The following is a 16,042-nucleotide window of genomic DNA, read 5'->3' as shown; positions in this document are numbered from 1 at the left end:
GTGTCCGTCACGGACTGGGATGACTTCCTGTTCCAGGGGATCGGAACCGGCTGGGACATCACCACTCCCCTGCCGTTGCCCGCGTCCCTGCGCGCACGCGTGCTTAACACGGTTAAGAAGTTCGACGCCGACTGGTCCCGTTTCCGGGCCGACTCGCTGGTGTCGGACCTGGCACGGGAGCCGGGGCGTTATCAGTTTCCGGACGAGGCTGCTCCGCTGGGCGAGCTTTACAGCCTGCTCTACCGGGTGACCGGCGGCGCCATGACGCCGCTGATTGGCGGCAGCCTGGAGCGCCTGGGGTATGACGCAGCGTATTCGCTCCGGCCGGCCGGTCCGCCGCTGCCTGCGCCGGCCTGGGAATCGGTGCTCACGTGGTCCGGAACCGTCCTGACGGCCAGCGCCCCCGTGCTGCTGGACATCGGCGCCGCAGGCAAGGGCCTGCTGGTGGACCTCCTGGCCGCGGACCTGGCGGCCGCCGGCATCGGCGCCTTCGTCATCGACGCCAGTGGCGACCTGCTGGCCCGCGGGGCAGGACCCGTCAGCGTGGCGCTTGAACACCCCTACAACCCTGCACAGGCGATTGGGACGATCTACCTGGACGGTCGCGCCCTGTGTGCGTCGGCTGCCAACCGCCGCGCCTGGGGGGACGGACTCCACCACGTCCTGGACGGGACCACCGGGCAGCCGGTGCGGACCGCCGTCGCCACCTGGGCCTTGGCGGGGACTGCCATGGTGGCCGACGCACTCGCCACGGCCCTGTTCTTTGTTCCCGGCGCCACGCTTCAGGAAAGCTTTGATTTTTCGTGGCTGACCGTCTTTTCCGACGGCAGCGCCGCCTACTCCGCCGAATTCGAAGGGATGCTGTTCTCATGAGTCCCGTGGAAACACCGCACCCCCCGGCGCCGTCCCTGGCCGGCCGGATGGGGACCGCCGTGGGCAGGTTCACCATGTACCGGGTTGTCCTAACAGTCCTGGCGGTCCTGGCCGCCTACAGCATCCTGCTCAACATCCTGGGCTGGCTGACGTTCGGTATCCCGGAAATGCTCGCGCACCTGGCGCTGTGCCTGGGCTTGACCTACGCCTCCAACCGGGCGCTGGCGGCGCTTTTCCGGGTCAACCCCCACACGGAGTCCTCCCTCATCACGGGGCTGCTGCTGTATTTCCTGTTCTGGCCGTCCCTGCAGCCGCTGGACCTGGCCGGGGTGGCACTGGCATGCGTCCTGGCCTCCGCCTCCAAATATGCCTTGGCGTGGCGCGGCCGGCACATCTTCAATCCTGCCGCCGCCGGCGCCTTCGCCACCGGCCTCACCGGGCTGAATATCGCAACGTGGTGGGCGGCAACTCCTGCCATGCTGTGGCTGCTGGTGCCGGGCGTGCTGCTGGTCCTGTACCGGACCCGCAAAGTGCTGATGGCATCCATGTTCACGCTGGTGGCCACCGCCATCATCACCCTTGAACTGCTTCGATCGGGCATGACGGCGGGCATGGGCATCTACCAGGCCCTGGCGCAGCGGCCGGTCCTGTTCTTCGTGGGATTCATGCTGACCGAGCCCCTGACCCTGCCGCCCCGCCGCAGGCACCAGCTGGCGCTGGCCGCCGTGGTGGGAGTGCTCTTCGCCGTCCCCTGGAACCTGGGCCTGTTCGCCAACTCGCCCGAGGCAGCCCTGCTGGCAGGCAACCTGCTGGCCTTCCTGGCAGGGCAGCGCGGGGCCGTGAAGCTCCGGTTCACCGGCACCCGGCAGCTGACGCCCGCCACCACCGAGTTCACGTTCAACCCGGCCCGGCCGGTGCGCTTCCTTCCGGGCCAGTACATGGAACTGGACCTGCCGCACGCCAGGCCGGACGGCAAGGGCCGACGCCGGGTGTTCAGCCTGACAAGCCCACCGCGGGAGCGGCTGGTGAAGTTCGCCGTGCGGACGGCCGGTCCCTTGTCTGCGGCAAAGGAGGCGCTGCTGGCCCTGCGGCCGGGCGACGAAGTGGCAGCCACGGCGGTGGGCGGCGACTTTGTCCTGCCGCGCGATCCGCACCGGCCGGTCTTGCTCATCGCGGCGGGAATCGGCATCACGCCCTTCGTTTCATACCTGTCCTCCGGGGGCCTGCGGGAGCGGGACGCCGTGCTCCTGCTCCTGGCCCATAGCGCAGGGGAAGTGGCCTACGCGGAGGAACTCCGGGACGCCGGCATCCGGGTGCTCGTGCGGTTGGCGGACGGTTCCCGGCCGCCCTCCGGCCTGGCCTCCGCTGCCGCAAACACCGGCCCGGGAGCCCGGCTGGACGGAGGGGCCCTTGCGGCGCTCGTGCCGGACATCGCCGCCCGTGACGTCTATGTTTCGGGGTCCCCGGCAAGCGTTGCATCGCTCCGCCGGGCGGCGAAGAGCGCCGGTGCCCGCCGGGTCCGGACGGACTCCTTCGCCGGCTATTGAAACCGCTTCTTTGCCTGTCCATTCCTGGCCTTGGTGTCGGTTTTCCCTTGCGGGCCACCTTCCTGCTAAGCTCTAGGACGTCCCGCCGGGAACGGCAGGAAATACGGATTGCCCTCGTAGCTCAGGGGATAGAGCGTCTGCCTCCGGAGCAGAAGGTCGTAGGTTCGAATCCTATCGAGGGCACAGAAAACCCCCGCCGCTTCACTGAAGCGGCGGGGGTTCTTTCGTTTTCCGGCCTTTCCTGCTGCGCTGCGGAAGCCGCAGGATCAGAAATGCAGGGCAACCTCGTCAAGCGTGGCCAGGGTCAGCACGGCTTCCTCGACAGTTGCATGGTCTTCCAGCTCACGCTCGATCCGGCGCAGGACCACCGCCACTTCATGTTCGGGATGGTCCCCCTGCAGGTCCACGGCCGCAACCAGGTACAGCTTGCGGGGACCGACGAATTCCAGGTGCAGGTACGTGAGCCGCGCGATCTCGGGGTGCGCCAGCACCCGTTGCGCCATGGACCGTTCAATGTCGGGGGTGACGCCCTGGCCCACCAGGAAGCGCCTGTTGCGGTCGATCAGGACGACGGCGACGACGGCCAGCAGCACGCCGACCGCGATCGAACCGATTGCATCGGGCAACGGCGATCCGGTGACCTGGTGCAGGAACACGCCCACGAAGGCTATGACAAGGCCGATCAGCGCGGCAGCGTCCTCGGCGAAGACGGCGCGCAGGGTGGGATCGGAGCTGATGAGCACCTGCTCCATCGTGTGCCGGTCCAGCTCATGGGCCGCCTTCCTGGTCTGCCGGAAAGCCTGGACAAAGGAGATGCCTTCGAAGACGAAAGACACCGCCAGGACCACATAGGCCACCATGAAATCTGCGGCCGGCTCCGGCTCGATGATCTCCTGGATGCCATGCATGATGGACACCACCGCGCCGGCGGTAAAGAGTCCGAACGCGGCGAACATGGACCACACGTAGGCTTCACGGCCGTAGCCCATGGGATGGCTCTTGTCCCTGGGCCTGCCTGAACGGCGCTCGGCGAAGAACAGGAACACCTGGTTTCCTGTGTCCGCCCAGGAGTGGGCTGCCTCCGCTGCCATGGAGGCCGAGCCCGAAAGGACTGCGGCCACCGACTTCGCCACCGCCACGAGCGTATTGGCTACGAAGGCGATGATGACCGTGAGGAGGGTGGAGCCGGGCTTGTTGTGCTTTTCGGTGTCAGCCATGCGCCTACCGTACCCATCTGGGCCTGCTGCAGCACCCGGAAGCCAACCGAATTCGCGGCGGCCGCCTGCAGTCAATTGTCGGAGGCTCCTCTTAGGCTGAAAGCACCTAGCTGAGGGAGTACGCCATGCAAGTTCAGTTCTGTTCCATCGTTCCGCCCTACCTGTTGCGCCGGCTGGCCCAACAGGACGCACCGGGATTCTCTTCGGCGGCAAGCGCGGCCCGGAAGGCCCTTGGCCACATCGAATCATTCCAGGCAGCACGTGCACAGGCCGTCCCGGTCCTCCCGCCCGGGCTGCGCCAGGTCAAGCCGGGCCCGGTGGACCGCACCATCTACGATGCCGGCGGCGAAGAAACGCTCCCGGGCAGGCTGGTCCGGGAAGAAGGCGGGCGCGCCACCGGCGACGCCGCCACCGATGAAGCCTACGACGGCCTGGGTCACACGCACCGGCTGTATGCCGACGCCTTCGGCCGGGATTCGGTTGACGGACGCGGCATGAAGCTCGATGCCACGGTGCACTTCGGCAACCTGTACGACAACGCTTTCTGGAACGGCACCCAGATGGTGTTCGGTGACGGCGACGGCGACGTCTTTGACCGGTTCACCAGGTCCCTCAGCGTTATTGGACACGAACTGGCGCACGGGGTCACCCAGTACTCGGCCGGGCTTGCGTACCGGAACCAGGCGGGCGCCCTTAATGAGTCGATGTCAGATGTCTTCGGCGCCCTCGTTGAGCAGTACGTCAAGAACCAGTCCGCCGCCCAGGCCAGCTGGCTGATCGGTGAAGGCCTCTTTACATCCAAGGTCCAGGGGCAGGCCCTTCGGTCCATGAAGGCGCCCGGAACGGCGTACGACGACGACGTGCTGGGCAAGGACCCGCAACCCGACTCCATGGACTCGTATGTCCGGACCAGCGCAGACAACGGCGGTGTCCACATCAACTCCGGCATCCCCAACCGCGCGTTCTACCTGGTGGCGAACGCCCTCGGCGGCAATGCCTGGGAGGCGCCCGGCCGCATCTGGTACGAGACCCTTACCAGCGGTTCGATGCCGCCGGCCGCAACCTTCACCGTCTTTGCCCGCGCCACGGCACGGGCCGCCGCGGACCTGTTCGGTTCGGGGTCAAAAGAGCATGACGCCGTAACGGGGGCGTGGGAAACTGTGAAGGTCAAGGTTTAACCACCCCGGCTGACCGTCACTGGCCGCCGGGCCACAGGGAAGCCCAGGGGCCATGCCATGAAGATCAAGGTGGAACGGAGCGGCGGGATAGCTGCGGTTACGCGGGTGTGGACGGTCGATGCGCAATCGGACAGCGACCTCAGCCAATGGCAGCCCCTGGTCGAGGCCTGCCCGTGGGATTCGGTACCCAAGACGCCAAGGGCAGCTGCCGAGCAATTTGCGGAAGCCCAACCGGACAGGTTCATCTACTCGATCCGGGCAGGGCAACGCAGGGCAGCACTTCCCGAGCAGGCCGTCACCGGACCCTGGCGGATTCTTGTGGACAGCGCACGGGAAGCGGCCGAGGAACTCCGCGCCCAGGAACGCCGCGACGAGCCCGCCCCGGGCTAGGGTGCAAAGGGTGCTACCCCGCCACAGCCAGTTGGCCGCGGAAAGCGCGGCGGTATGACTGCGGGCTGGTGTCCAGGACCTTGGCGAAGTGGTGCCGCAGCAGGACAGGGTGCCCGAAGCCGGACTCCCTGGCGATTTCTTCGATGTTCAGGTCCGTGGACTCAAGGAGTTCCTGGGCCCGGAGCACCCGCTGTGAATTGAGCCAGGCGGCAGGCGTCGCTCCGGTCTCGGACCGGAAGCGCCGGGCGAACGTCCTGGCCGACAGGTGCACGCGTGCCGCCAGTTCGCTTACCGTGTGCTCGCGGTCCAGGTTCTCCACCATCCAGCGCAGCAGCTCCTCCATGGGAGCTGAGCCGCAGGCCGGCATTGGCCGGTCAATGAACTGCGCCTGGCCGCCGTCGCGGTGCGGAGGAACCACCATGTCCCTGGCGATCGCGGCAGCCACCTTGGCCCCGAGTTCGACCCGCCCAAGGTGGAGGCAGGCATCGATCCCGGCGGCGGTCCCTGCGGACGTAATGATGTTGCCGTCCTGCACGTAGAGTACGTTTTCGTCCACCTGCACGCCGGGATTTTCGGCGGCCAGTTGGCCGGAGTAGTGCCAGTGCGTGGTGCAGCGGCGCCCATCCAGCAAGCCGGCGCGGGCCAAGGCAAAAGCGCCCGAGCAGATGGACATCACCCATGCCCCCCTTGCATCAGCAGCCCTCAGCGCCTCGACTACGGATTCATGCAACTCGTCGCCCCTCCCGTAGGGGGCCATGATGACCAGGTCCGCATCTTCGGTGGCTTCAAGTCCCAGGCCCACGTTGAGGGTCAGGCCTGACTTCAACCGGACGTCGCCAGGCTCCGGCGTGCAGACGCGGAAGTCGAAGGCCGGGACGCCGCTCCCCCGGCCGGATCTGTCGATGCCGAATACCTCGCAGGCAGTGCCGAACTCGAACATCGAGAAGTTGGGAACCACGATGACGGCCACTGATTTGAGCATGCTTCCATTGTGGCAGGAATTATGTCTTTTTGGGCATTTCTGCCACTTTTTCCCTGTTGCAGGATGGAGAAGCATGGAGGCATGGAAATCCTCATAAGCCTCCTCATCCTCCTGATCCTCCTCGTGGCCGCAGCAACCATTTCAGCGCTTTTGCGTGATGGCCGGGGGCACACGCCTCCTGCTGAATCCCACGAAGCCTGGTCCGCCCTGGACCTCCCAAGCATCAACTACACGCTCCGCGTTTTCTAGGGCAGAACCAAAGGCGCCGGACACCTGCCGGCAGTACAAACGGGAAGCCGGGGCTCCCGCAGTAGACTGTCTGCAGCCATGACTTTTCATATCTCCTATCCCGCCGAGCTGCCGGTTTCCGAGCGCCGCGAGGACTTGATGGCCGCGATCGCGGCCAACCAGGTGACCATCATCGCCGGCGAGACCGGCTCCGGAAAGACCACCCAGATCCCCAAGATGTGCCTGGAACTTGGCCTGGGCGAGAAGGGACTGATCGGCCACACGCAGCCCCGGCGGCTGGCAGCCCGGACCGTGGCCGAGCGCATTGCGGAAGAGCTTGGCGTGGACATCGGCCAGGAGGTGGGCTTCCAGGTCCGTTTCACCGGTGAGGTAAGCAAGGCAACCAAGGTCAAGCTGATGACCGACGGCATCCTGCTTGCCGAGATCCAGCGGGACAGACTGCTGCGCAGGTACAGCACCATCATCATTGACGAGGCACACGAACGAAGCCTCAACATCGACTTCATCCTGGGCTACCTCAAGCGGATCCTGCCGCAGCGGCCGGACCTGAAGGTGATCATCACCTCGGCCACCATCGACCCGGAACGGTTCGCCCACCACTTCGGGACCCCGGAACAACCCGCTCCCATCGTCGAAGTCTCCGGCCGGACCTATCCAGTGGAAATCCGCTACCGGCCGCTGTCCCAGCCCAAGGCCGACGACGACGACCCCTCGGACGATGAACTCGAGGAGGACCGCGATCCCCTGGATGCCGTCTGCGATGCGGTGGACGAGCTCGCGGCGGAGGCGCCCGGTGACATCCTGGTCTTCTTCTCCGGCGAGCGGGAGATCCGCGACGCCGCGGACGCACTCCAGGCCCGGATCCAGTCCAACCGAAGGCTGTCCAACACCGAGATCCTTCCCCTGTTCGCGCGCCTGAGCCTGCAGGAGCAGCACAAGGTGTTTCACCCCGGCAGCAAGCGCCGGATCGTGCTTGCCACCAACGTGGCGGAAACGTCGCTCACGGTGCCGGGCATCAAGTACGTCATCGACACGGGCACGGCCCGCATCTCCCGGTATTCGCACCGCACCAAGGTCCAGCGCCTGCCCATCGAACGCGTCTCGCAGGCATCGGCCAACCAGCGCTCCGGCCGCTGCGGCCGGGTGTCTGACGGCATCGCCATCCGGCTCTACTCGGAGGAGGACTACGAGTCCCGGCCCCGGTTCACGGATCCGGAGATCCTGCGCACCAACCTCGCCGCCGTCATCCTCCAGATGACCGCCATGGGCGTGGCAAAGGGCCCCAAGGACGTTGAGGAGTTCCCCTTTGTCGAGCCGCCGGAAACGCGGGCCATCAACGATGGCGTTACCCTCCTTCGCGAGCTCGGCGCCCTGGCTCCCCCACGCCCGCAAGACAACGGCGGTAAGCCCGGGGCAGGCGGCGGCCTCACCGCCGTCGGACAGAAACTCGCCCAGCTGCCCGTCGATCCCCGCCTGGGCCGAATGATCGTGGAGGCCGGAAAACGCGGCTGCGTCCGCGAAGTCATGGTCCTGGCGGCCGCGCTGACCATTCAGGACCCCCGCGAACGGCCCACAGACAAGCAGCAGCTGGCCGCGGAAAAGCACAACCGCTTCCGGGACGAAAACTCGGACTTCACCGGCTACCTCAACCTCTGGAACTACCTGCAGGAGAAACAGCAGGAACTGTCCTCGTCGGCCTTCCGCCGGTTGTGCCGGGCCGAATTCATCAACTACCTGCGGGTTCGCGAGTGGCAGGACCTCTTCGCGCAGTTGCGCCAGCTTGCGCGGCCGCTGGGGATCGCCCTGGACAACAAGCGCCTGGCCGATCCCGTGGGCAACCATGACGGGATCCACATCAGCCTGCTGTCCGGGCTCCTGAGCCACATCGGAATCCTGGATGAGCGCAAGCGCGAGTATGCAGGTGCCCGCGGCAGCCGGTTCGCGATCTTCCCCGGTTCCGCGCTGTTCAAGAAGTCCCCCACGTTCGTCATGGCAGCGGAGCTGGTGGAAACCAGCCGCCTGTGGGCCAGGGTGGCGGCCAAATTCGATCCCCTGTGGGCCGAGCAGGTGGCACCGGACCTGGTGAAGCGCACCTACAGTGAACCGCACTGGTCCACGCGGCAGGGCGCGGTCATGGCCTACGAAAAGGTCACCCTTTATGGCGTTCCCATCATTGCCCAGCGGCGGATTAACTACGGCAGGGTGGATCCGGTCGTGGCCCGGGAGCTGTTCATCCGGCATGCCCTGGTGGAGGGTGACTGGAAGACCCACCACAAGTTCTTCCACCGCAACCGGGCGCTCCTGCATGAGGTGGAGGAACTCGAGGCACGCATGCGCCGCCGCGACCTGTTGGTGGATGACGAGACGCTGTTCGAGTTCTATGACGCCAGGATCGGCCCCGACGTGGTTTCCGAACGGCACTTCGATAAATGGTGGAAGGATGCCCGCCGGGAGAATCCGGACCTCCTGGACTACGACAAATCGCTGCTCCTCAGTGACGACGCCGATGACCTGGATGAATCGGCCTACCCCAAGACCTGGTTGCACAAGGGCTTCGAGCTTCCGCTGACGTACGAGTTCCACCCCGTGGCTCCTGGTTCACCGCCCAACCCGTCCGACGGCGTCACGGCCGAAGTTCCCGTCCTGTTCCTCAACCAGCTGGACGATGCCCCGTTCCGCTGGCTGATCCCCGGCCAGCGCGTGGAGCTGGTGACCGCGTTGATCAAGTCGCTGCCCAAGCAGGTCCGCAAGAACTTCGTTCCTGCCCCCGATGTTGCCCGGCAGGCGGTGGCGGTCCTCGAAGCGGACTTCGATCCTGCCCGGGATGAGCTGGAGCCGTCGCTGGAACTCGCGCTGCGGGGGATCCGCGGCGCCATCATCCCACCCGGTTCCTGGAACTGGGACGCCGTGCCTGCGCACCTGCGCGTGAGTTTCAAGGTGGTGGACAGCGGCGGCAAGGTGCTGGGCGAAGGAAAGGACCTGGCCGAACTGCAGGAGAGGCTGGCTCCTGCCACCCGGCGTGCGATTGCAGACTCGCTCGGCGCCACGCCGGCCTCCACTGCGCCCGGCGCCGGCGGCAAGGCCCAGCAGCGCAGGAACGGCAAGGCGTCCGACGCCGGAGCAGCCGCACGCCCGCAGGCTGCCGGGGTGCCGGGAACCTCCGCCGCGGCCGGGTTCGTGGAGCAGGAAGGCCTGACGGAATGGAGTTTCGGCACCATCGAACGCCAGGTGAGCAGCATGGTCAAAGGCCACACCGTCACCGGGTACCCGGCCCTGGTGGACCAGGGAACCTCAGTGTCGCTGCGGGTCTTCCAGACGCAGGAGGAACAGCTCGACGCGATGCGCGGCGGCGTGATCCGCCTGCTTGCCCTGCGGGTTCCGGCGCCGGACCGCTACGTCCTGGAGCACCTGAGCAACACGGAAAAGCTGACCTTCAGCCAGAACCCGCACGGCTCGGTATCCGCCCTCATCGCGGACTGCGCGCTGGCGGCCATCGACAAGCTCACCCCCGCAGACCTTCCCTGGGACCGGAAGGCCTTTGACCAGCTGTATGAGCTGGTGCGTGCCGAACTGATCGACACCGTCTTCACGGTCACCGCCGTGGTGGAGCGCATCCTGGCCAGCACCCGCCGGATCGAGAAGCAGCTCAAGGGCACCACCAGCCTGGCCCTGATCAGCGCGCTCAACGACGTCAAGAGCCAACTGGAACAACTGGTGTATCCCGGTTTTGTGGCACGCACGGGCTACGCACAGCTCAGCCAGATGCCCCGGTACCTGGCGGCCATCGAGAAGCGGCTGGAGCGGCTGCCCGGCAACGTCCAGCGCGACGCCCTTAACATGGCTGTCGTCCAGCGGCTTGAGGACGACTACGACGATGCCGTCTCGGCGCTGCTGCCCGGACGGCGGGCAGGACGCGAGTTAACCCAGGTGCGCTGGATGATCGAGGAACTTCGGGTAAGCCTGTTCGCCGTCGAGCTCGGCACCGCGTATTCAGTGTCTGAGAAGCGGATCCGCGCCGTGCTCAACAAAGCACTGGCCCCCGCCTAGCGGCGGCCAGCCACCAAGGAGAGGAATCCAATGAAGCTCACGCTTGCCCAGGGCCCGGCAGGGACAGAGATTGCAGGGCTCGGCCACGCCCAGCCCGCGCGCATCATGGACAACCATGAGCTCGAGGGCATGATGGACACCAACGACGAGTGGATCCGCCAGCGCACCGGCATCGTCACAAGGCACATCGCCGGCGAGGGCGAGACAGTGGTGGACCTCGCGGTTCCGGCGGCACGGATGGCCCTGGCCGATTCGGGCGTCGCGGCCGCGGACGTCGACCTCGTGGTGGTGGCCACCACCACGGCCGCCGAACGTTCCCCCAACACCGCGGGCCGGGTGGCCGAGGCGCTGGGCCTGGGACGGGACGGCCGGGGACCGGCCATCATGGACGTCAATACGGCCTGTTCGGGCTTTGAGTACGCCCTCGGCGTGGCCGACCAGGCCATCCGCAGCGGCAGCGCCTCCCACGCGATCGTCGTTGGCGCGGAAACCCTCTCAGCCGTGACCGACTGGACGGACCGCGCGACGGCGGTGCTCACCGCGGACGGCGCCGGCGCCGCCGTCGTGCGTCCGTCGGAGACGCCCCGCATTGGCCCGGTGGTGTGGGGGTCCGAGGGCGGCATGGCCGATGCTGTCCGGATCTCCCCGCCGTCGGGCAGGTTTTCGCAGAACGGCCGCGAGGTGCTGCGGTGGGCCCTGACCAAAGCGCCGGAGCGTGCCCGCGAGACGGTGGCCAGGGCGGGGCTGGCAATGGACGACATCCAGGTCCTTGCCGCGCACCAGGCCAACCTCCGCATCATCGAACCGCTGGCCGAGGCCCTGGGGCTGTCGGACCGGATTGTCATCACCGACGTCACCGAGTCCGGGAACACGTCCGCTGCCAGCGTGCCGCTGGGGCTGAGCAAATGGTGGCACTCCGGAAGGATCCCGGCGGACGTCCCCGCACTGCTTTTCGGCTTCGGCGGCGGCTTCACCTATGCGGGCATGGTGGCGATGACGCCGCGCCGGGACTGATCTCCCTGCCAGCCTTCCCCGCGTCCTACCTGCCGGGCACGAACTCCCCGTACCCGGCGGCCCGGAGGCCGTCGCGCAGTTTCTCCGCGTTGGCGTCGAGGACTGCGGGGTCCGGGTTCTGGTCCGCCGATCCGAAGTCGAAGTCGGCCATGCTTTGCGATGGCCACACGTGGACGTGCAGGTGGTTGATTTCGTAGCCCGCCACGATAAGGCCCGCCCGGCGTGCCCCGAAAATGTCCACCTGGACGGCACCGATGCGCCGTGCCACTTCCATGACCTTGGCCAGTGTTTCCGGCGACGCGTCCGTCCAGCGGTCCACTTCTTCGGTGGGAACCACCAGCGTGTGGCCGTCCGCGAGCGGGCCGGTGGTCAGGAACGCCGAAACGTCGTCCTCCCGCCACACAAACCGGCCGGGGATCTCACCCTTGATGATCTTCGTGAACAGTGTGCTCATGCGTCTGTCTCCTCAGCGGCTGCCTGCAGCGTGCCGGTATCCAGCACGAACCGGTACTTAACGTCTCCTGCGACCATCCGGTCGTAAGCTTCATTCAGCTGGGCAGCGGTCACCATCTCAATGTCGGCCACCACGCCGTGTTCAGCGCAGAAATCCAGCATCTCCTGGGTCTCGGCAATCCCGCCGATCAAGGACCCTGCATAGGCGATCCGGCGCCGGATCAGAGCACCCGGGTTGACCGGCGGCATCGCCTCGGAGGGCAGTCCCAGCTGGAACAATGCCCCGTCCACGCGCAGGGTGCGGAAGAAGGGGTTCAGGTCGTGCGGGGCGGCAACGGTATCGATGATGAGGTCCACCGTGCGGTCCGCGGCCGCCATCGCCTCCCCGTCCCGGGACAGGACAACCTCGTCCGCGCCAAGCTCCAGCGCGGCCGCCACCTTGGACTCTGACGTGGTGAATACCACCACCTTCGCCCCCATCGCCTTTGCAAGCTTGACGGCCATGTGGCCGAGCCCGCCCAGCCCGACGACGCCCACCACGTCCCCTTCCCCGACGTCGAAGTGCCGCAACGGGGAGAACGTGGTGACGCCGGCGCACAGCAGGGGCGCGACGGCGGCCGGGTCCAGCGACGCCGGGACACGCAGGACGTACCGGCGGTCCACCACGATGGACGAGGAATACCCGCCCTGGGTGATTGCGTCACCGTTCCGCCGGTCCTTGGCACCGTAAGTGCCGGTCATCCCGTTTTCGCAGTACTGCTCAAGGCCGTCAAGGCAACTGTCGCACTCGCGGCAGGAGTCCACCATGCAGCCCACGCCCACCCGGTCGCCTATGGCGAAGTCGGTAACGTCCGCGCCGATCCTGCTGACGGTTCCCACGATTTCGTGGCCGGGAACCAGGGGGTACGCCTGGCCGCCCCATTCTCCGCGGGTTGCGTGCACGTCGGAGTGGCAGAGCCCGCAGAACTCGATGGCGATCTCCACGTCGTCCGGCTTGGGCGCGCGCCGGGCCACGGTCAGCGGCACCAGTCCGCTCTCCCGGGAGACCGCACCCCAGGCGCCGGCAAGCGACCCGGCTTCAGCGGCGGGGGCAGCATCAGATACGGGATCCAGAGGGTTGGAGGGGTCGTTGGGTTGGGCTGGATCTATGGGTTTTGCTAGGGGCGGTGGTACCGGGCGTCCTGGTGTCATAGTGCGACGCTACCCCCGCCGCCTGCGGAGTTTCCAGCCGGCCTTCCGCCCTCCCGGGCCTCCGTTCCGCCGCCCCCGGGTTCCGGACCCACGGCCACCGGCAGCCCGGGCCGGTTGGACCACTCCGAAAAGGAGCCTGGGTACAGGGCTGCCGGAAACCCGGCGAGTTCCAGTGCAGCCACCTCGTGGGCGGCCGTGACGCCGGACCCGCAATAGACGGCCACCGGGAGGCCTGCCACCACGCCAAGGGATTCAAACCTCCGCCGCAGCTCTTCCCGCGGCAGGAACCGCCCGGCGTCGTCCACGTTCCCGGTGGTGGGGGCGCTCACCGCTCCCGGAATGTGTCCGGCACGGGGATCAACCGGTTCGACCTCGCCCCGGTACCTCTCCCCTGCCCTGGCATCGAACAGCAGCCCATCCCTCGGCCAGGCTGCGGCAGCACCGGCGTCGACCACTGGCATCTGCCCGCTGCCCAGCTCCACGTCGCCGCGCGCGGGATGGACCGGGCCCGGTTCGAGGGGCAGGCCGGCGGCACGCCAGGCGGCCAGGCCGCCGTCGAGCAGGTACACCTCATTGAGGCCGGCATCGCGGAGCATCCACCACACCCTTGCGGCCGCCATGTTCGCGCTGTCATCGTAGGCGACCACGACGTCGCCCTTCTTGATGCCCCAGCGCCGGGCCGACTCCTGGAACTGTCCGGAGGAGGGCAGGGGGTGCCGTCCCCGGTCCGGAACCGCCGGGTCGGACAGCTCGGAGGCCAGGTCCACGAAGACGGCACCCGGCAGGTGCCCTGCGAGATAGTGTTCGTGGCCGTGCGGATCGCCCAGGACCCAGCGCACGTCCAGCAGCACCGTCCGGCGCCCGGCGCCGAGCCTGGCCTGGAGGGCGGCAACGTCCATCAACGGTTTCATCGGTGCTCCTTCTGCAGCGTGCTGACGGCGGACGCGGGATATTCTGCCTGGACGGCCGCCGGTCCCACTCTAGACGGGGAGTTCCCGGCCCGCGGGTAGGCTGGACTGGTGACGATCGAGGGCAGCACCGGCAGGAACGATGGCGGAACGGACCGGGACTGGGCCGACCAGGCCATCCGCACCATCACCGCCGAAAACAACCGTTCCGCGGACACGCACCTGTACTCCGTGCCGCTGCCGGAACAGTGGGGCATCCAGCTGTACCTCAAGGACGAGTCCACGCACCGCTCCGGCAGCCTGAAGCACCGGCTGGCCAGGTCCCTGTTCCTGTTCGGGCTGGTCAACGGCTGGATCCGGGCGGACACCACCATCGTGGAGGCCTCAAGCGGCAGCACCGCGGTCTCGGAGGCCTACTTCGCCCAGTTGCTGGGTTTGCCCTTTGTCGCCGTGATGGCCCGCACCACCAGCCCGGAAAAGATCGCGCTGATCGAAAAGTTCGGCGGCTCCTGCCTGCTGGTGGAGAACGCCACGGATGTGTATTCGACAGCCGAAGAAGTAGCCGCCACCTGCAACGGGCATTACATGGACCAGTTCACGTTCGCGGAGCGGGCCACCGACTGGCGCGGGAACAACAACATCGCCGAATCGATCTTCGGGCAGCTCAGCCTGGAGCCGCATCCGGTGCCGGAGTGGATCGTGGTTGGCGCCGGTACGGGCGGAACCAGCGCCACGATCGGCCGGTATCTGCGCTACCACAGCCATCCCACACGGTTGCTGGTGGTGGACCCGGAGAACTCGGCCTTCTATCCAGGCTGGCTGGGGGAAGCAGCCGGACGGCCCACCGGCCTGCCCTCGCGCATCGAAGGCATTGGCCGGGCCCGGATGGAGCCGAGCTTCATCCCTACGGTGATCGACCGGATGGTCCAGGTGCCGGATGCCGCCTCGGTGGCAGCAATGCGGCACCTGAACTCATTCGCCGGCCTGCATGCAGGTCCCTCCACCGGAACCAACCTGTGGGGAGTCTGGCAGACGGTGGCCCAGATGCTGTCCGAGGGCCGCAAGGGCAGCATCGTGTCGTTGATGTGCGACGGCGGCGAACGGTATGCGGGCAACTACTGGAACCAGGACTGGCTGGCTTCCCAGGGGCTGGATCCGGCGCCCTACGAGGCCGTGATTTCGCGCTTCCTGGACACCGGGGAGTGGACCGGCGCGCCGGCCTAAACCTCCACGGACTCGCGGGCGGCCAGGTGCCTGTATTCGGTGCCGTACTTGGCGCCGATCCGCTTGACATGGCCTTCAACGATGCCCAGGCCGTTGTCGTTGAGCAGGCCGTCATGGATCTGGAAGGCGCGCGGCGCCCGCACACCGATGACGAAGTCAACAACCTCGGCGGACTTGCTCCACGGCGCGTGCAGCGGGACCAGGAGCGTCTGGACCTGGATTCCGTCCGGGATGATGAACGAGTCCCCCGGGTGGTACACGTTTCCGTCCACCAGGAAACCGATGTTGGCAACCACCGGGATCTGCGGGTGTATCAGGGCGTGCTGGCCGCCAAAGCTGCGGATGTCGAAGCCGGCGGCCTGGAAGGATTGGCCGGGTTCCACCGTATGGATGCGGTCTGCCGCGGCGGCGGCTTCCCGGCGCAGTTGCCCGGCCACGCCCCCGGGGGCATACAGCGCCAGGCCCGGATCTCCTTCGAGGGCGGCCACCACGGCCTTGCTGTCAAGATGGTCTGCGTGTTCGTGGGTTACCAGGACTGCCTGCGCCCCTGACAGCGCCTCGGCTGATTCGGAGAAGGTGCCGGGGTCCAGTACCAGGATGCGGCCTTCCTTCTCGAGCCGGATACAGGCGTGGGTGTACTTGGTCAGCTTCATAGCGCCAGCCTAGGGTCCGCCCCGGAAGCCTGTCCACGGACCCTGTCCTGCACTCCGGCCCATGAAGCTCCGGCTGGTAATCTTGGTGTTTGCCCCCCACGGAAGCGAGTTCGTCC

14 protein-coding genes and 1 tRNA gene are annotated in these 16,042 nt (G+C 67.2%); 9 read left to right on the top strand and 6 right to left on the bottom strand.

Going from position 1 to position 16,042, the window contains the following annotated elements; genetic code table 11:
- The 3 genes from AC6JAM_RS16400 to AC6JAM_RS16390 all read left to right on the top strand — a co-directional run bounded on the left by AC6JAM_RS16400 (nucleotide 1) and on the right by AC6JAM_RS16390 (nucleotide 2,603).
- On the top strand, nucleotides 1-873 hold the full coding sequence (locus tag AC6JAM_RS16400) for an FAD:protein FMN transferase (protein ID WP_497935268.1): 873 nt from the start codon (nucleotides 1-3) through the stop codon (nucleotides 871-873).
- Nucleotides 870-2,420: an FAD-dependent oxidoreductase gene (locus AC6JAM_RS16395; protein WP_134163841.1), complete on the top strand. Its 1,551-nt coding sequence runs from the start codon at nucleotides 870-872 to the stop codon at nucleotides 2,418-2,420. The genes AC6JAM_RS16400 and AC6JAM_RS16395 overlap by 4 nt, the downstream gene beginning before the upstream one ends.
- Nucleotides 2,421-2,530: 110 nt before the next feature.
- Nucleotides 2,531-2,603, top strand: a tRNA-Arg gene (locus AC6JAM_RS16390).
- Between the two features lie 83 nt (nucleotides 2,604-2,686).
- On the opposite strand, the gene AC6JAM_RS16385 is transcribed toward AC6JAM_RS16390, so the two are convergent.
- Nucleotides 2,687-3,637, bottom strand: coding sequence for a cation diffusion facilitator family transporter (locus AC6JAM_RS16385; RefSeq protein WP_497935267.1), 951 nt, complete (start codon nucleotides 3,635-3,637; stop codon nucleotides 2,687-2,689).
- Between the two features lie 125 nt (nucleotides 3,638-3,762).
- On the opposite strand from AC6JAM_RS16385, the gene AC6JAM_RS16380 reads away from it, so the two are divergent.
- Nucleotides 3,763-4,815 carry a M4 family metallopeptidase gene (locus AC6JAM_RS16380; RefSeq protein WP_497935266.1) on the top strand — a complete coding sequence of 351 codons (1,053 nt, stop codon included), beginning with the start codon at nucleotides 3,763-3,765 and terminating at the stop codon, nucleotides 4,813-4,815.
- A 57-nt stretch (nucleotides 4,816-4,872) separates the two neighbouring features.
- On the top strand, nucleotides 4,873-5,205 hold the full coding sequence (locus AC6JAM_RS16375; protein ID WP_056388014.1) for a protealysin inhibitor emfourin: 333 nt from the start codon (nucleotides 4,873-4,875) through the stop codon (nucleotides 5,203-5,205).
- A gap of 13 nt (nucleotides 5,206-5,218) precedes the next feature.
- Here AC6JAM_RS16375 and AC6JAM_RS16370 read toward each other — a convergent pair whose 3' ends face one another.
- Complete coding sequence (locus tag AC6JAM_RS16370; RefSeq protein ID WP_497935265.1) at nucleotides 5,219-6,187, bottom strand: GlxA family transcriptional regulator; 969 nt, start codon at nucleotides 6,185-6,187, stop codon at nucleotides 5,219-5,221.
- A gap of 81 nt (nucleotides 6,188-6,268) precedes the next feature.
- Here AC6JAM_RS16370 and AC6JAM_RS16365 point away from each other — a divergent pair, with 81 nt between their 5' ends.
- From AC6JAM_RS16365 to AC6JAM_RS16355, 3 genes are all read left to right on the top strand, one after another.
- Nucleotides 6,269-6,436 carry a hypothetical protein gene (locus tag AC6JAM_RS16365; RefSeq protein ID WP_166673023.1) on the top strand — a complete coding sequence of 56 codons (168 nt, stop codon included), beginning with the start codon at nucleotides 6,269-6,271 and terminating at the stop codon, nucleotides 6,434-6,436.
- 78 nt (nucleotides 6,437-6,514) lie between these two features.
- Complete coding sequence (gene hrpA, locus AC6JAM_RS16360; protein ID WP_497935264.1) at nucleotides 6,515-10,483, top strand: ATP-dependent RNA helicase HrpA; 3,969 nt, start codon at nucleotides 6,515-6,517, stop codon at nucleotides 10,481-10,483.
- Between the two features lie 30 nt (nucleotides 10,484-10,513).
- Complete coding sequence (locus tag AC6JAM_RS16355) at nucleotides 10,514-11,497, top strand: beta-ketoacyl-ACP synthase III (protein ID WP_134163838.1); 984 nt, start codon at nucleotides 10,514-10,516, stop codon at nucleotides 11,495-11,497.
- Between the two features lie 25 nt (nucleotides 11,498-11,522).
- On the opposite strand, the gene AC6JAM_RS16350 is transcribed toward AC6JAM_RS16355, so the two are convergent.
- The 3 genes from AC6JAM_RS16350 to AC6JAM_RS16340 are packed head-to-tail and all read right to left on the bottom strand — an operon-like array spanning nucleotide 11,523 to nucleotide 14,052.
- On the bottom strand, nucleotides 11,523-11,951 hold the full coding sequence (locus AC6JAM_RS16350; RefSeq protein ID WP_018768431.1) for an HIT family protein: 429 nt from the start codon (nucleotides 11,949-11,951) through the stop codon (nucleotides 11,523-11,525).
- Entirely contained in the window at nucleotides 11,948-13,141 is a 1,194-nt protein-coding gene (locus tag AC6JAM_RS16345; protein WP_268003274.1) for an NAD(P)-dependent alcohol dehydrogenase, read from the bottom strand. The genes AC6JAM_RS16350 and AC6JAM_RS16345 overlap by 4 nt, the downstream gene beginning before the upstream one ends.
- Complete coding sequence (locus tag AC6JAM_RS16340; RefSeq protein WP_056388021.1) at nucleotides 13,138-14,052, bottom strand: sulfurtransferase; 915 nt, start codon at nucleotides 14,050-14,052, stop codon at nucleotides 13,138-13,140. Before AC6JAM_RS16340 ends, AC6JAM_RS16345 begins: the two co-directional genes overlap by 4 nt.
- A 108-nt stretch (nucleotides 14,053-14,160) precedes the next feature.
- Between AC6JAM_RS16340 and AC6JAM_RS16335 the strand changes: the two genes are divergently transcribed.
- The gene (locus tag AC6JAM_RS16335) at nucleotides 14,161-15,273 is read left to right on the top strand and encodes a PLP-dependent cysteine synthase family protein (RefSeq protein ID WP_326498082.1); all 1,113 of its coding nucleotides are present in this window, start codon (nucleotides 14,161-14,163) and stop codon (nucleotides 15,271-15,273) included.
- On the opposite strand, the gene AC6JAM_RS16330 is transcribed toward AC6JAM_RS16335, so the two are convergent.
- Complete coding sequence (locus tag AC6JAM_RS16330) at nucleotides 15,270-15,926, bottom strand: MBL fold metallo-hydrolase (RefSeq protein WP_018768435.1); 657 nt, start codon at nucleotides 15,924-15,926, stop codon at nucleotides 15,270-15,272. The two genes, AC6JAM_RS16335 and AC6JAM_RS16330, sit on opposite strands and share 4 nt — an antisense overlap.
- Nucleotides 15,927-16,042 lie beyond the last annotated feature (116 nt).

It is taken from the genome of Arthrobacter sp. GmRoot5-12, assembly GCF_059739365.1.
This window is presented reverse-complemented; position numbering and strand designations above follow the sequence as displayed.

Bases quoted from the DNA above. Each gene is read 5' to 3' on its own strand.
- AC6JAM_RS16385 (WP_497935267.1), bottom strand. From the start codon at position 3,637: ATGGCTGACACCGAAAAGCACAACAAGCCCGGCTCCACCCTCCTCACG.
- AC6JAM_RS16330 (WP_018768435.1), bottom strand. From the start codon at position 15,926: ATGAAGCTGACCAAGTACACCCACGCCTGTATCCGGCTCGAGAAGGAA.
- AC6JAM_RS16380 (WP_497935266.1), top strand. From the start codon at position 3,763: ATGCAAGTTCAGTTCTGTTCCATCGTTCCGCCCTACCTGTTGCGCCGG.
- AC6JAM_RS16355 (WP_134163838.1), top strand. From the start codon at position 10,514: ATGAAGCTCACGCTTGCCCAGGGCCCGGCAGGGACAGAGATTGCAGGG.
- AC6JAM_RS16350 (WP_018768431.1), bottom strand. From the start codon at position 11,951: ATGAGCACACTGTTCACGAAGATCATCAAGGGTGAGATCCCCGGCCGG.
- AC6JAM_RS16395 (WP_134163841.1), top strand. From the start codon at position 870: ATGAGTCCCGTGGAAACACCGCACCCCCCGGCGCCGTCCCTGGCCGGC.
- AC6JAM_RS16365 (WP_166673023.1), top strand. From the start codon at position 6,269: ATGGAAATCCTCATAAGCCTCCTCATCCTCCTGATCCTCCTCGTGGCC.
- hrpA (WP_497935264.1), top strand. From the start codon at position 6,515: ATGACTTTTCATATCTCCTATCCCGCCGAGCTGCCGGTTTCCGAGCGC.
- AC6JAM_RS16345 (WP_268003274.1), bottom strand. From the start codon at position 13,141: ATGACACCAGGACGCCCGGTACCACCGCCCCTAGCAAAACCCATAGAT.
- AC6JAM_RS16375 (WP_056388014.1), top strand. From the start codon at position 4,873: ATGAAGATCAAGGTGGAACGGAGCGGCGGGATAGCTGCGGTTACGCGG.
- AC6JAM_RS16370 (WP_497935265.1), bottom strand. From the start codon at position 6,187: ATGCTCAAATCAGTGGCCGTCATCGTGGTTCCCAACTTCTCGATGTTC.
- AC6JAM_RS16340 (WP_056388021.1), bottom strand. From the start codon at position 14,052: ATGAAACCGTTGATGGACGTTGCCGCCCTCCAGGCCAGGCTCGGCGCC.